The 14,345-nt window shown below is 75.0% G+C and carries 14 protein-coding genes; 6 read left to right on the top strand and 8 right to left on the bottom strand.

Translation table 11 applies throughout. The annotated features are described in order from the left end of the window. The 4 genes from ACQPYN_RS19875 to ACQPYN_RS19860 all read right to left on the bottom strand — a co-directional run bounded on the left by ACQPYN_RS19875 (position 1) and on the right by ACQPYN_RS19860 (position 4,407). Positions 1–1,419, bottom strand: a complete 1,419-nt coding sequence (locus ACQPYN_RS19875) for a glucose-6-phosphate dehydrogenase (protein WP_433026502.1) — start codon at positions 1,417–1,419, stop codon at positions 1–3. 104 nt (positions 1,420–1,523) lie between these two features. Beyond that, complete coding sequence (locus tag ACQPYN_RS19870; RefSeq protein ID WP_433026499.1) at positions 1,524–2,948, bottom strand: MFS transporter; 1,425 nt, start codon at positions 2,946–2,948, stop codon at positions 1,524–1,526. A 610-nt stretch (positions 2,949–3,558) separates the two neighbouring features. Further along, the gene (locus ACQPYN_RS19865) at positions 3,559–4,113 is read right to left on the bottom strand and encodes an N-acetyltransferase family protein (protein ID WP_433026496.1); all 555 of its coding nucleotides are present in this window, start codon (positions 4,111–4,113) and stop codon (positions 3,559–3,561) included. Positions 4,114–4,167: 54 nt separating this feature from the next. Next, entirely contained in the window at positions 4,168–4,407 is a 240-nt protein-coding gene (locus ACQPYN_RS19860; protein WP_274190297.1) for a hypothetical protein, read from the bottom strand. 125 nt (positions 4,408–4,532) lie between these two features. Between ACQPYN_RS19860 and ACQPYN_RS19855 the strand changes: the two genes are divergently transcribed. Together ACQPYN_RS19855 and ACQPYN_RS19850 are read left to right on the top strand one after the other, a co-directional pair. Then, complete coding sequence (locus ACQPYN_RS19855; protein ID WP_433026493.1) at positions 4,533–4,907, top strand: hypothetical protein; 375 nt, start codon at positions 4,533–4,535, stop codon at positions 4,905–4,907. A gap of 134 nt (positions 4,908–5,041) precedes the next feature. Next, the gene (locus ACQPYN_RS19850) at positions 5,042–5,218 is read left to right on the top strand and encodes a hypothetical protein (protein ID WP_433026490.1); all 177 of its coding nucleotides are present in this window, start codon (positions 5,042–5,044) and stop codon (positions 5,216–5,218) included. Here the strand turns inward: ACQPYN_RS19850 and tenA are convergent. Continuing rightward, positions 5,215–5,877, bottom strand: coding sequence for a thiaminase II (tenA, locus tag ACQPYN_RS19845; protein ID WP_433026487.1), 663 nt, complete (start codon positions 5,875–5,877; stop codon positions 5,215–5,217). The two genes, ACQPYN_RS19850 and tenA, sit on opposite strands and share 4 nt — an antisense overlap. A 165-nt stretch (positions 5,878–6,042) precedes the next feature. Here tenA and ACQPYN_RS19840 point away from each other — a divergent pair, with 165 nt between their 5' ends. Further along, positions 6,043–7,008: a cobalamin biosynthesis protein gene (locus ACQPYN_RS19840; protein WP_433026484.1), complete on the top strand. Its 966-nt coding sequence runs from the start codon at positions 6,043–6,045 to the stop codon at positions 7,006–7,008. Positions 7,009–7,042: 34 nt separating this feature from the next. Here the strand turns inward: ACQPYN_RS19840 and ACQPYN_RS19835 are convergent, their stop codons facing one another. Genes ACQPYN_RS19835 through ACQPYN_RS19825 form a run of 3 tightly spaced genes read right to left on the bottom strand, consistent with a single transcriptional unit; the run spans position 7,043 to position 9,183 of the window. Beyond that, positions 7,043–7,888, bottom strand: a complete 846-nt coding sequence (locus ACQPYN_RS19835) for an SURF1 family cytochrome oxidase biogenesis protein (RefSeq protein WP_433026481.1) — start codon at positions 7,886–7,888, stop codon at positions 7,043–7,045. Positions 7,889–7,897: 9 nt separating this feature from the next. Further along, entirely contained in the window at positions 7,898–8,725 is an 828-nt protein-coding gene (locus ACQPYN_RS19830) for a fructosamine kinase family protein (RefSeq protein ID WP_433026478.1), read from the bottom strand. Beyond that, entirely contained in the window at positions 8,722–9,183 is a 462-nt protein-coding gene (locus tag ACQPYN_RS19825; RefSeq protein ID WP_433026475.1) for a low molecular weight protein-tyrosine-phosphatase, read from the bottom strand. The genes ACQPYN_RS19830 and ACQPYN_RS19825 overlap by 4 nt, the downstream gene beginning before the upstream one ends. A 161-nt stretch (positions 9,184–9,344) precedes the next feature. Here ACQPYN_RS19825 and ACQPYN_RS19820 point away from each other — a divergent pair, with 161 nt between their 5' ends. From ACQPYN_RS19820 to ACQPYN_RS19810, 3 genes are read left to right on the top strand one after another with little or no spacing between them, the layout of a single operon-like run. Then, entirely contained in the window at positions 9,345–9,998 is a 654-nt protein-coding gene (locus tag ACQPYN_RS19820; protein ID WP_433026472.1) for a hypothetical protein, read from the top strand. Further along, on the top strand, positions 9,991–11,643 hold the full coding sequence (locus tag ACQPYN_RS19815; RefSeq protein WP_433026469.1) for an Hsp70 family protein: 1,653 nt from the start codon (positions 9,991–9,993) through the stop codon (positions 11,641–11,643). Before ACQPYN_RS19820 ends, ACQPYN_RS19815 begins: the two co-directional genes overlap by 8 nt. Beyond that, positions 11,643–14,333, top strand: a complete 2,691-nt coding sequence (locus ACQPYN_RS19810) for a hypothetical protein (protein ID WP_433026465.1) — start codon at positions 11,643–11,645, stop codon at positions 14,331–14,333. Before ACQPYN_RS19815 ends, ACQPYN_RS19810 begins: the two co-directional genes overlap by 1 nt. The last annotated feature ends 12 nt before the right edge of the window (positions 14,334–14,345 follow it).

Genomic DNA, 14,345 nt, shown 5'->3' with positions numbered 1-14,345 from the left:
TCAGCTCGGCAGCACCCAACCGACGGGGTCGGCGAGGCGCACCGCCGACTCGGGGCCCCAGGAACCCGGCGCGTAGCTCTCGGGCTGCCGGTGGTCGTCGAGCACCTCCGCGGCCGCCATCCAGACGTCTTCGAGGCCGTCGGGGCGGGTGAACAGCGCGCGGTCGCCGGCGAGCACGTCGTGGATCAGGCGGACGTAGGGCGGGAGGGGGTCGCCGCCGGAGAGGCCGTCGAGCGGGATCTGGGTCCACGTCGTGCCCAGCTCGATCGAGGCGCCGGGCGTCTTGACGTTCATCGACAGCGCCAGGGCGCCGTCGCCGGCGAGGTCGAAGCACAGGACGTTGCCGCGCGTCGGCAGGTCCTTCGGGTCGACGGGGCCGTCGGCGGGGTCGCGGAAGACCAGGTTGACCTTCTGGTGGCTCTCGGCCATCCGCTTGCCGGTGCGCAGGAGGAACGGCACCCCGCGCCAGCGGTCGCTGTCGATCCAGAGGCGGGCGGCGACGAAGGTCTCGGTGGTCGAGTCGTCGGCGACGTGCTCGAGGTCGCGGTAGCCCTCGAACTGCCCGCGGACCACCTCGTCGCGCTGCAGCGGGCGGAACCGGCGCACGGCCTCGTCGCGGGCGGCGGCGACGTCGTCGGCCCGGAACGACGCGGGCGGCTCCATCGCGACCTCGGCCGCCACCTGGAACAGGTGGGTCACGAGCATGTCGAGCACGGCGCCGGTCGCGTCGTAGAACTCGGCGCGGTCGGCGACGTCGAGCGTCTCCGGCACGTCGATCTCCACGGCCGCGACGTGGTGGCGGTCCCAGGAGCTGCCGAACAGACCGTTGGCGAAGCGCAGGGCCCGCAGCTCCTGGGTGGCCTCCTTGCCGAGGAAGTGGTCGATCCGGAAGACCTGCGACTCGTCGAGCACCTCGTGCACGACCCGGTCGAGCTCCCGGAAGCTCTCCAGCGACGTGCCGAAGGGCTTCTCGTAGACCACGCGGGAGCCCTCGGCCAGCCCGTGCGCCCCGAGGGCGCGCGTGTACTCGCCGAACGTGGTCGGCGGCAGGCCGAGGTAGTGGACGAGCTGGGCCTCCTGCCCGATCTCGCCCCGCGCCTCGGCGATGCGGTCGAGCAGCTCGCCCGGGTCGTCGGCGGTGAAGCCGCCGCCGGCGAAGCGCAGCCCCGCGGAGAACTCGTCCCACGGGCCGTCCTCGGGCGTCAGGCCGCCGAACTGCTCGAGCGCCGCCCGGACGTCGTCGCGGAACTCGTCGTCGGTCTTCTCGCGGCGTCCGCTGCCGATCAGGCGCCACTCGTCGGGCAGGAGCTTCTCCTGCACCAGGCGGAAGAACGACGGCAGGACCAGGCGCTTGGCCAGATCCCCGGTGGCACCGAAGAGCACGAAGACGGTGGGGCCGGGGGAGTCGGGTGCGGACACGGGCCCATCGTGCCCGTGATCGTCGCGCGCCCGACACCCCGGGCCACCACCGTCCGGGGACGTCACTGCTGGGACGTCACTGCTGGGACATCACTGCTGTGCCATCACTGCTGGGACGCGACGAGCTCCCGGGCCTCCTCCTCGGTCGACACGGCCGGGTGCGAGCCCGGCAGCGGCTTCCCGGCGGTCTCCCGCAGCGAGAGCAGCACGATGGCGCCGACCACCCCGGCGAAGACCAGGTACACCGCGGGCCAGTAGGCCCAGCCCGTCCCGAGCACGACGGCCGTCATGATCAGCGACGTCGTCCCGGCGAACGCCGACACGAAGATGTTGAACGAGATCGCCAGGCCGCCGTACCGGATCTCGGTGGGGAACAGCGCCGGCAGCGTCGACGGGCAGGTCGCCGAGAAGAGGATCAGCAGCAGGCCCATCACGGCGAGGCCGATGCCGACCAGCGGCACCGAGCCGCTCTTGAGCACCAGGATCATCGGGAAGGCGAGCACGATCGTGCCGATCGACCCCACCCACAGGATCGGCTTCCGGCCGACGCGGTCGGAGAGCCGTCCCAGGAACGGGATGATGAACACGGCCACCCAGAGCACCCCGATCTGGAGCCACTGCGACGTCGTGCTGTCGATCGCGGTGCCCCCGACCACCTCGACGTTGTCCTCGAGGTAGGTCGGCATGTAGCTGGTGAGCATGTAGTTCGGGATGTTCCAGGCCACGACGAGTCCGCCGGCGGCGAGCATCGCGGGCCAGTACCTGCCGAACAGCTCCTTGAGCCCGGCACCGGCCTGCTGACCCTCGCGTTCCTCGGACTCCGAGAGCAGCGTCTGGAACGACGGGGTCTCCTCGAGCTTCACACGCAGGTAGACCCCGACGACGCCCAGCGGCAGGGCGATGAAGAACGGGATGCGCCAGGCCCAGGTGGACGCGAACTCGGGCGAGGACACGAGCGGGATGACCGTCGCGACGGTCGCGCCGAGCGCGTAGCCGATGAACGTCCCGCACTCGAGGAAGCTGCCGAAGAACCCGCGCCGCTTGTCCGGGGAGTACTCGGCGATGAACGTCATCGCGCCGGCGTACTCGCCGCCGGTGGAGAAGCCCTGCACGACGCGGCAGAGCACGAGCAGGATCGGTGCCCAGATGCCGATCGACTCGTACGGCGGGATGAAGCCGAGCAGGAACGTCCCGATCGCCATCATGATGACCGTGATCGAGAGGACCTTGGTGCGGCCGATCCGGTCGCCGAGCGGCCCGAAGAACAGCCCGCCGAGCGGCCGGACGAGGAACGACACCGCGAACCCGGCGAACACCCCGACCTGCGCGAGCGTGGGGTTGTCGGGCGGGAAGAAGTTCTCCTCGATCGTCGTCGCCAGGTAGGCGTAGACCCCGAAGTCGAACCACTCGGTGATGTTGCCGACCGCGGCCGCGCCGACGGCGCGCTTCATGGTGGCGTCGTCGGTGACGGTGATGTTCTCGGGGGTGTCGGGCACCCCGCCACCGCCACCGGAATCGGTCGTCGTCATGTGGTCTCCCCTCATGACGCGAGGGCTCCCGACGGCACTCCGGAGCGCCCTCGGAAACGTCCCGCGTCCTCCGACCGGACCGTCGCCGGCCCGGCTGCCCCGACAGGGAACGCATTCTGTCCGATTTGACGGAAACAACCCGAAAGTCGTTAACGTCCGTTTACTTCTCGTGGTCTCCGGACACTACTGAAGAGGGGTCGACCCCACACGGTGAAACGGTGCCGTCGCTGTGAGTGGGGTCATCCGCCTCCTCGCCGTGACCATGGAACACACCCCGGGTCCGACGCGTCATACAGAGCGGGTGCAGATAGCGCCCGTCGTTTCGCAAGCGTCCGCGGACCGCTCGGATCAACCGGATCCGGTCACCGGCCAGGACGCGTGCACGTGGTGAGGAGGAGCCGTCATGGCGGCAGTGTTCATCGGCATGATCGTGAGTGCGGGAGCGGGCGTCGGGGTGGCTTCGGCCCTCGCACGGCACGCCCAGCGGAACTGGGGCCGTGGCTCCGTGGCTGCGCAGGCCTGAGCCGCACCCGATCACGCTCCGACGGGCCGTCCCACATCGTGGGGCGGCCCGTTCGTGTGTCCGGGGCCTGCCAGCGTCCGGAGACCGTCAGCCGTCGGGGCGCAGGTCGGCCTGCATGAGCACCGTGTCGGCCCACTGGCCGTTCTTGTAGCCCACCGACGGCATGCGGCCGACCTCGACGAAACCCAGCCTGCGGTGCAGCACGATCGACGGGGTGTCGTGCTGCGAGCCGGCGGTCAGGGCGATCACCGCGACCACCTGGCGCACCTCGGTGCCCCGCATCCCGTCCAGCACCCCCGCCAGGAGGCGGGAGCCCACACCCCGCCCGGAGGCCTCCGGCGCGATGTAGATCGAGTCCTCGACCGTGTAGCGGTAGGCCGCGTGGGGCCGGAAGCGGGTGACGTGGGCGAAGCCCTCCACGGCGCCGTCGACCTCGGCGACCAGGAACGGCAGCCCCGCGGACCGGGCCTCGGCGATGCGGTCGCGCCACATCTGGTCGGACGGCGGGGTCTCGACGAACGTCGCGATCGAGTGCAGGACGTACCCCGCGAAGATCGCACCCACCCGCTCGGCGTCTCCGGCCTCGGCCGGGCGCAGCGAGAGCGAGGTGGCGGTGCTGGGGGAGGAGCGGTCGGCGGCCACGGGGCGATTCTGGACCTTCGCGCCCCGTCCTGTCCCGTTCCCGGTGGCGCCGGCCTACTCGACGCGGACGAGCGTGAACTCCCATTCGCCGGCGTCGTTGTGCCCGGTGCGCTCGTAGATCGCGTGCTGCTGGTTGCCGACGACGTCCGAGATCGTGCGCCGCACCCCGTGCTCGGAGCTCGGGAGCGGGATGCGCTGGACCAGCGGCGGCTGGTCTCCGGCCTCGTCCGGCTGCGTGATCTCCCCGACCCCCTGCAGGGGGCCGTTGACGTACCGGACCGCGAACTCCCTCATGTGCCCTCCCTGGCGCGTTCGGTGCACCCTACGACCCCGGCGCGCAATGGTCATCTTCGCCTCGCCCGGGCGATTGCACCGATCGGTGTACTGCTCGGGCGGATTCGACCACGTAGCGTGGTCCCGTGCGGTCCGCTCTCCTCCTGCTCGGCGGTCTGGTCCTCCTCGGGGCCGGGATCGTCGTGCTCGCGATCGGCGTGCCCGGCGCCGTCGTGGTCGGGCCCGCGCTCATCGTGGCCGGTGTCCTGGTCAAGATCGCGGGCTTCGTGCTCACCGGGGACCCGACCCCGTCCCCGTCGGGGCGCACGGTGACGACGCTCGGCACGTCCCCCGCGGAGCGCGGCCGCACCGGGGCGTCCTCGGGTCGCACCAGCGCGCTGCGCCGCGCCCGCTCGGCGCGCGCCGAGCGGGCCACGGCCCGGGCCACCGAGGCCGCGCGCGCCGTCGCGCTCGACCCGTCGCAGGCGGCCCGCCGCGGGCGGGGACGGCGGGCGTCCTGACCACCTGGGAGTACGCGACGCTGGAGATCTCGGCGGTCGGCCTCTCCGGGGCGCAGGACGCCGAGGCCGAGTGGCAGATCTACGCCATCGGCCCGGCGGGCGAGCTGATCCTCGAGGAGTTCCGCCCGTACCGCGTGGCCTGGGCCCGGGTGTACGCCGAGCAGCTCAACCTGCTGGGGCGCCAGGGCTGGGAGGTCGTCGCGCTCGCCGGCCCGCAGAACGCGCTGGTGCCGAGCGCACCCGGGGGCGCCACCGCCAGCGCGCCCCACGTCGTCGAGACCCGGTTCGTGCTGCGGCGGCCGGCCAGCTAGACGGGCCAGCGCTCCTGCCGCCAGGCCGCGTCCCAGAACATCCACTCGTACCGGCACGTCGTCACGAAGTGCTCCCGGACCCGGGCGCGCTCGGTGTCGGCGAGGGTCGGCCCGATCCGGTCGGTCAGCGCCAGCACGGCGTCGACGACGGCCTGGAACTCCTCGCCGCCGTACATCGCGATCCAGCGCGCGTAGAGCGGGTCGGGGGAGCCGGCCCCGAGCAGCGCCTCGCCGACCTTCGCGTAGACCCAGTAGCACGGGAGCACCGCGCCCAGACCCTCGGCGAACGAGCCGCCGTGGCAGGTCGCGAGCAGGTAGCTGGTGTAGGCGGTGGTCGTGGGCGCGACCGGCTCGGCGGCCGCCTGCTCCGCGGTGAGCCCCAGCGCCCCGGCGAGCTCGGCGTGCATCTCCTGCTCGGCGGCGATCGCCCCGGCGGCGTGCGCGCTGAACATCACCGTGTCGTCCGCGGACGGGGCGCGCGCCGCGAGCAGCGCGAGGGCGCGGGCGTACCCGCGCAGGTAGTGCGCGTCCTGCACGACGAAGTGACGGAACGCGGCGTGCGGCAGGGTGCCGTCCGCCAGGCCGGTGAGGAAGGGGTGCGCACGGACCTCCGCGTACACCCCGGCGCCCGCGTTCCAGAGCTCGTCGCTGAAGGCCACGGCGAGCACCCTGTCACGGGCCGGGTGGGATCGCGGGTGAGATCATCGGGTGGTGCTGGCGCGCCGGGTTCCGACCGAAGGGCACCTTCGCGCGGAGAGGTCGGCGAGGGCCGCCCCTCGCCGGGACGCCGGGGCCGGCGTCGCGCGGCGAGGAGCACGTTCCGCATGATCGACAGGCCCCGGCTGCTGCCGAACGTGCCCCTCGCGCGGGCCGCGGGCCTCGCGCTGGGGGTGCTCGCCGACGCGGTGCTCGGCGACCCGCGGCGCGGCCACCCGGTCGCGGTGTTCGGGTCGCTGGCGGCGCGTCTCGAGCGCCGGTGGTGGGCGGACCGGCGCGGACCCGGCGTCGCCTACGCGGGCGCGCTCGTGGGCGGGGCCGTGGCCGGCGGGATGCTGCTCGAGCGGGCCACGGCTGCACGTCCGCTCGCACACCCTGGTGACCGCGGCGGCCACGTGGACGGTGCTCGGGGCACCTCGCTGGCGGCCGAGGGCGCGGCGATGGCCGCCTCCCTGCGCGCCGGGGACGTCGCGGCGGGCCGGGAGCGCCTGCCCCACCTGTGCGGCCGGGACCCGTCGGCCCTCGACGCCGACGGCCTCGCCCGGGCGGCGCTGGAGTCGGTCGCGGAGAACACCGCCGACGCCGTCGTCGCGCCGCTGGTGTGGGGCGCGCTCGCCGGCGTGCCGGGGCTGCTCGGGCACCGCGCGGTCAACACCCTCGACGCCATGGTCGGGCACCGCTCGGCGCGCCACGAGCGCTTCGGGTGGGCCTCGGCGCGCGCCGACGACGTCGCCGGCGTGGTGCCCGCGCGCGTGTCGGCGCTGGTCACGGCCGCGTGCGCGCCGTTCGTCGGCGGGCGTCCGGGCGACGCCCTGCGTGCCTGGCGTCGCGACGCCCCCGCGCACCCGAGCCCGAACGCCGGCCCGGTCGAGGCGTCCTTCGCGGGCGCGCTGGGGCTGCGCCTGGGCGGGCGCACCGTCTACCCCTACGGCGTCCAGGACCGCCCGGTGCTCGGCGACGGCCGCGCCCCGACCGTCGCGGACCTGCCCCGGGCGGTGCGCCTCTCGCGCCTCGTCAGCGCCACGACCGCGGCGCTGGCCGTGCTGGTCGTGTCAGCCTGGGGGCCATGCTGACGTCCACCGTCAGAAAAGCCCCCATCTCCCGCGCTCAGCGCCGCCCGTAGCGGTCGGCGAGCTTCTCCTCCGTGCCCGTCGCGCGGGCGTCCCACGGGGTGCCGTCGGCGGCGTCGCGGGGGTCCTGGTCGTCGGCGTCCCGGCGGGCGTGGGGCTCGAGGCCGTGGGCGCGTCGGTACTCGAGGCGCGCGAAGTAGATCCACGCGCCGATCGCCATCAGCCCGAAGATCAGCCACTGCCAGGCGTAGGAGTACGAGGGGTTCGGGTCGGGCTGGGGGAGCGGGACCGCGGTGAGGACGCCGGGACCGTCGCTGAGCTGGACGTAGCCGGGGCTCGTCGGCACGCCGCCGACGGCCGCGATCGTCCCGGCGTTCGCGGAGTAGACCTGCCGGAGCCCGTCGGCGACGACCGCCGGCCGGTCCGGAAGGGGTTCGTCGCGGCGCAGGTACCCCGTGAGGGACACCGCGCCGGCCGGGGCGGGCGGGATCGCCGCCAGGCCGCCCTGCTCCTCGGAGCGGACGTAACCGCGGTCGACCAGCACGGTCTCGCCGGTCGTCGTGGTCAGCGGGGTCATGACCTCGACCGCCGGCTTGCCCTCGATGCTGCGCAGCCGGACGAGGACCTCGCCCTCGGGCCGGTAGGTGCCGGTGACCGTGACCCGGCGCCAGGCGACGTCGTCGGCGGGCTCGGCGCCGGGGGCGACGAGGTCGGTGCGCGGCACCGGCGCCGTCGCCACGGCCCGCGTGAGCGCGGCGTTGACCCCGTCGCGCTCGTCGCTGCGGTGGAACTGCCAGGGCGCGAGCAGGTAGGCGCAGGCGAAGGCGAACGCCGCCACGACGAGGGTCAGCGCGATCCATCCGGGCCGGAGCAGGAACCGCACGGGCTCAGGTTACGTGAGTGGATTCCGTGGCCATGACGACGAATATCGCTCACATATCCGGAGTGCCCGGGCGCCGTAGCCGCCGCCGAAGAGCACGGTGTGCACGAGCAGCGGGAAGAGCTGGTGCAGGCCGACGCGCTCGCGCCAGCCGTCCGCGAGCGGTGCCGCCTCGTCGTACGCGGCGAGCACCGTCTCCAGTTGCGGGGCGCCGAAGAGCGCCAGCATCGCCAGGTCGGTCTCGCGGTGCCCGCCGTGCGCCGCGGGGTCGATCACCCACGCCCGGGCGCCGTCCCACAGCACGTTGCCGGTCCAGAGGTCGCCGTGCAGCCGCGCCGGGGGTTCGGCGACGTCGGGGAACGACGCGCACGCCCGCTCGACGAGGGCGACGTCGTCGGCGGAGAACGTGCCCTGGTCGCGGGCCTGCCGGGCGTAGGGCAGGACGCGGTGCTCGGCGTACCAGGACGGCCAGTCGTCGCCGGTCTCGTTCACCATCCGCGCCTCGCCGATCCACGCGTGCACCGGGCCACCGGGCGGCGGCGACCCGAAGGCCGGTGCGCCCGCGGCGTGCAGGGCCGCCAGTTCGCGGCCGAAGCGCTCCGCAGCACCGGCGTCGGCCCGTCCCGAGGGCACGCGCGTCGACACGATCCGCCCCTCGGCGGTCCCCAGCACCTCGGGCACGGCCGCGGCGCCCGGCTCGGCGAGCCAGCGCAGCCCGGCGGCCTCGGCGGCGATCGACGACGGCTCGCCGCTCTTGACCACCACCTCGGTGCCGTCGTCGAGCGTGGCCGTCTGTACGCCGCGACCGCTCCCGGCCAGCAGCGACGCCACCGACGTCACGGGCGCACCCGGTCGACGAGCCCGGGCATCGCGGCCTCGACCATCCCGATCACCTCGTCGAACCCGTCGGGGCCCCCGTAGTAGGGATCGGGCACCTCGGCGCCCTCGGGCGCGTCGGGGTCGAACGAGCGCAGCAGCACGACGCGCTCGGGCGGAGCGCCCGCGGCGACGAGGTCGCGCACGTGGTCCTCGGTCGCGGCGACGAGCAGGTCGGCGTCGAGCTGACGGCGGTCGACCTGCTGCGCCCGGTGCGCGGTGTCGTACCCCCGGCCCTCCAGTGTCGCCGCCGCGCGCCGGTCCATCGGCTCGCCGGCGTGCCAGGCGCCGATCCCGGCGCTCGAGACCTCCACCGCGTCGGTCAGTCCGGCGTCGGCGAGGCGGGCGCGGAAGACCTTCTCCGCGACGGGGGAGCGGCAGATGTTGCCCGAACAGACGAAGACCACGTGCACGAGCTCCATGATCCCGGCGCCCACCCCGGGCAAGGCGCACCGGGCTCAACTGTGACGCTCCGCGTACGCAATCACTGGGCTGAACGGGCGATCTTCCCCGATCGTGCTACTGCGCGTCATAGATTGAGCGCCCGCGGGCGGGGGCGCTCGCACGGTCGAGGGGGATCGACGTGGGGGACGACGGACGCCCGGTCCAGGACGGATCGGTCCAGGACGAGCCGGCGCAGGCGCCTGCGCCGGAGACGGTGTCGGACCCCGACGTCCTGCACCAGGTGCTCACCCGGCTCGACGACCTCGACCGCCGTCTGGGCGCCGAGCAGGAACGGGCGCAGGCGCGCGAGGAAGTCATCGCCCACCAGCGGGCCGAGCTCGACGCGCTGCGCGACGAACGCCGCGGGCGGCACCTACGGCCCCTCGTCGTCGGGCTGGCGAAGCTCCGCGCCGAGCTGCTGGAGGACGCCGACCACGCAGCCGCGGACGACGCGTCCTCGGCCCGACACCGCGACACCCTCACCTACTACGCCGACAGCGTCGCCTCCGTGCTCGAGGGCTGCGGCTGCGAGCCCGTGACGGTCGCCGTCGGCGACGTCTTCGACGCGTCCGCCCACCGCGTGCGCCGGCCGGTCGCCACCGGCCCCGAGTCGCACGGCCGGGTCGTCGCCGTGCTCTCCGAGGGGTGGCTCGAGCGCGACTCGGGCCGCGTCCTCGCCCCCGCCGGGGTGGCCGTCGGCCGCCACGAGCCCGCCCAGGACACGCAGGTCGCCGGGGACACGCAGGACGCCGCCGGGGACACGCAGGACCAGGAGGTGGCGCACCATGCCTGACCGCGAACGCAGGGTCTACGGGATCGACCTGGGCACGACGTACTCGGCGGTCGGCTTCGTCGACGAGACGGGGCGGGCGTCGGTGGCCCGCAACGGCGAGGGGGAGGAGACGACGCCGTCGGTCGTCTACCTCGAGAGCCCGACGAACGTCGTGGTGGGCACGCAGGCCAAGGCGATCGCCAAGATCGAGCCCGACCACGTCGTCAGCCTCGTGAAGCGCCAGATGGGCACGTCGGCCGTCTACTCCTTCCACGGCCAGGAGCACACGCCGGAGTCGCTCTCGGCGCTGATCCTCAAGCACCTCGCGGCCGGGGCGGAGGTCGACGACGAGGTGCGCGACGTCGTCATCACCGTGCCCGCCTACTTCGGGATGCGGGAGCGGGACGCGACGCGCAAGGCCGGCGAGATCGCGGGACTCGAGGTCCTCGGGATCGTGCCCGAGCCGGTCGCGGCCGCCGTGCACTACGAGACCAGCCAGGGCGCGGTCGGGCGCACCGTGCTGGTCTACGACCTCGGCGGCGGCACCTTCGACACCTCGGTCATCCGCATCGACGACAACGCCGTCGACGTGGTGTGCACCGACGGCGACAAGGACCTCGGCGGCGCCGACTGGGACGCCCGGCTCGCCGAGCACCTCATGACCCGCTTCGTCGAGGAGGCCGCGCCCGACGAGGACCCGCGCGAGAGCGAGGACCTCGTGCAGGAGGTGGCGCTGCTCGCCGAGTCGGTGAAGAAGCAGCTCTCGAAGCACGAGTCGCGGCCGGTCAACCTCAAGCTCGCGGGCGCCGCCGCCCGCTTCGACGTGAGCCGCGCGGAGTTCGAGGCGATGACCGAGGACCTGCTCGACACCACCGTCGCCATCCTGCGCCGGACCCTCGACACCCTCCAGGACAAGAGCCCGGGCACGACGATCGACGAGGTGCTGCTCGTCGGCGGTTCCACCCGCATGCCCGCCGTCGCGGAGCGGCTGGCCGCGGAGTTCGGCTGGACGCCCCGGCTCTTCGAGCCCGACCTCGCCGTGGCCAAGGGGGCGGCGATCTGGGCGCTGTCGCGGCGGGTGGTGCAGGAGACCGCACGGGCCCGCGACGCCGCGCCCACCCCGGAGGCCGGCGACGCGCGGGCCCGCGAGGCGTTGTCGGCCATCGCGGCCGCGACGGGGATGAGCGAGGCCGACCTGGGCCGCCTGTCCGCGAAGTCCACCCGCAACGTGCTCTCGAAGGCCTTCGGGGTGCAGCTGGTCGACGGTCCGCGCCCCGACGACCGCGTCTACGTGCACCACCTCGTCGCCGCCAACGACCCGCTGCCCACCGGCGACCGGACCCTCGAGGCCTTCACGATCGCCGACGGCCAGCGCAGCGTGGAGATCGCCCTCTACGAGCAGGCCGGCACCGTGGCCAGCGAGGAGATGGAGGACAACGTCGCGGTCTCCGACGGCGCCGGACGGATCGAGGGCATCCCGCCCGGACCCGCCGGGGCGCCGGTGGACATCGTCCTCGGCATCGACGAGCAGGGCCTGCTGCGGCTGCGGGCCACGCACCGCTCCTCGGGGCGGAGCCTGGACATCGCGGTGACCATCGGCGCGCTGAGCCCCGAGGAGGTCGAGCGCGCGACCCGGGTGGTCCACGGACTGATGGTCACGGGCTGATGGCCCTCGACCAGCAGAAGGCAGACCAGAAGCAGGCTCTCGACCAGAAGCGCTACGAGGAGGAGGTGGTCCGGCCCCTGCGCGGGCGGACCGCCCAGCTCCCCGACGACCTGCCCACCCGCTACGCCGTCGACGCCCGGATGACCGGGCCGGAGATCGAGAAGCGGCTGCGGGAGGTCCGCGCCTACTGGACGAACAAGGCCCGCAGCGCGAGCCACGTCGGGCAGGTCTGCCAGGCGTTCCTGCGGGCCGACGAGCGCCTGCGCGCCGAGCACGGCGACCAGCTCGCCGACCCGGCCTTCTGGCGCCGGCGACGGCGCGACGGTGACCGGGCGCGCCGCAGGGCCACCGACCAGCTCGCGGCCGAGCTGTCCGGCTTCTACGGCGACCTCGGCCTGCTCACCCGCGAGCAGCTCGCCGCGGCCACGGGGGCCCACGCCGACCTGGAGGCCGACCAGGCCGAGCAGGCCGCGTCCGCCGCGGGCCTCGAGGTGGTCGCGGCGCGGGAGCTGCCCGGGGTGGGCGGGGAGAGCGGGGTGTCCCGCGACGCGGTGCGGACGCTCACCGACGGGCTCGCCGCCGCCGGCGCGCCGTCCGTCCCGGCGCTGCTCCACCCCGAGGCCGGCGCGTTCACGCTGCTCGACGCCTTCTCCGCCACGCCCGCGGCGCCGGGCGGCCTGGAGCTCGCCGCCGTCGAGGCCCGGATCGAGGCCGTGGCCCGCGGCCGCGACACCGCGACGAGCGGACCGGCCAAGCACGTCCTCGGACGTCTGCGGACCGCCGCCGTGCAGGGCGTCGACCTCCGCACCCTGTCCCTCGTGCTGCTCCTGGAGCCAGTGCGGGCGCAGCGGGCGGCCGGGGCCGTGCCGTCCGGGCTCGTCCGGCGCCTGGAGGCCGCGCGGCTCGCGCCCCGCGAGGCCCGCCGGATCGTGGTGCACCTGCTCGCCGAGAGCACCGCCGTCGTGCCCACCGACCCGCTCACCGAGCTGCGGACGCTGCTCGCGGAGGGCCGCCCCGTCGCCGCGGCGCGCCTGCTCGCCGTGCTGGACGACGAGGCCGCCGTCGAGGCGCGCCGCCTGCTCGAGGCGCGGACCCGCGAGGTCGAGGCGCTGCGCGACGAGGCGTCCGCGGCGCTGCGCGACGACCGCCCGGACCTCGCCGAGCAGAGGCTGCGCGCGGCGCTGGCGGTCGCCGCCGACCGGGAGGACCTGGCCGAGGAGCTCGCCCACGTCCCGCTCGCCCCGGTCACCGGCGTGGAGGTCGTCCCCGACGGGGCGGGCGTGCGGATCTCCTGGACCGCGCCGCCGAGCCACGCCGACGACGCCGTGTACCGGGTCGTGCGGCGCACCGACCGCGCCGCGCGCGACGCCGACGACGGGACGGTCGTCGCCGACGTCGCCGGTGCCCGCTTCACCACCGACCCGGCGCCGCCGGTGGGCCGCCCGGTGCACTACGCGGTGCTCGCCGGCCGGGCCGTCGGTGCGGCGCGGTCGTCGGCGGTCGCCGCGAGCGTCACCGTCGTCCCGCCCGTCGCCGACGTCGAGATCGTCGGCGAGCCGGGGGCGGTCGTCGGGCGCTGGCGGGCGCACCCGGGCGCGGTGGCCGTCCGGGTGCGACGGCACGCGGGGGCCGACGGCCCCGACGTCGCCGAGATGACCGCGACCCTGCGCGGCTTCACCGACACCACGGCCGTCGAGGGCGTCGAGTACCACTACGAGATCGCCGCGGTGTACGCCGAGCAGGGCCGCGAGCTCGTCGCCGAGCCGCAGGCCGGGCACGGGGGTGTCCGCGCGGACTCGGCGCCCGTCACCGCCCTCGAGGTCGCGCCGGAGCAGGACGGCGCCGAGGTCCGGCTGCGCGTGAGCTGGCGGACCCCGCGCGGGGCCGACGTCGAGATCCGCGTCGCCCGCACCCCGCCGCCCGGCGAGGTCGGCGCGCTGCTCACCGCGCGCGTGGTGGAGGCCTGGGGCACCGCGATCCCCGGGGTGCCCCGCACCCGGGACGGCTGGGACAGCCTGCTCGCGGCCGTGCCGCCCGGCCGGGTGCACGTCGCCGCGTTCACGCGGGCGCCGGCCGGTCGGGTGCGTGGGCTGGACGCCGACCACGACCTCGTCCCCGCCCCGACGCAGCTGCGTGCCCAGCGGCGCGGCGAGGATGTCGTGCTGTCCTGGGTCTGGCCCACCGGGGTCGCCGTCGCGGAGATCGGGTGGTCCGGCGGCGGCGACCGGACGACGCGAGCGCGCTACCGCGACACCGGCGGGTTCCACCTGCCCGCCGGGGTGACCGGCGTCGTCGAGGTGCGCGCCGTCGTCGGTGCCGGCCCCGACCGGAGCGTCTCGGCGCCGGTCGTCGTGCGGGTCGAGGCGCCGGTCCGGCCCGTGCGCTACACCGTCGCCCAGCAGGGCTCGCGGCTGCGCGGCACCCGCGAGTGCGTCGTGTCGGTGCCGCCGGGCCAGGGCAGCGGGACCGTCGACGTCGTCCTCGTGGCCAGCGAGGGCCGCGTCATGCCGCTGACCCCGGGAGCCGGGGTGGAGCTCGTGCGCCACCGCGTCGAGCTGTCGTCGACGCTGCCGACGGTCTTCTCCGCGCCGCTGCCCCGGATGCGGCGCCCGTACTGGCTGCGCTGCTTCTCCTGCGGTGACGAGGTCGCCCTCGTCGACCCGCCGGTCTCGGCGCTCAAGGTGTCGTGAGGGAGGTGTCGT

Source organism: Actinomycetospora sp. CA-053990 (assembly GCF_050948445.1).
Lineage (GTDB): Bacteria > Actinomycetota > Actinomycetes > Mycobacteriales > Pseudonocardiaceae > Actinomycetospora > Actinomycetospora callitridis.
The sequence above is the reverse complement of the archived record's forward strand: the minus strand, read 5'-3'. Positions and strand labels throughout refer to the sequence as shown.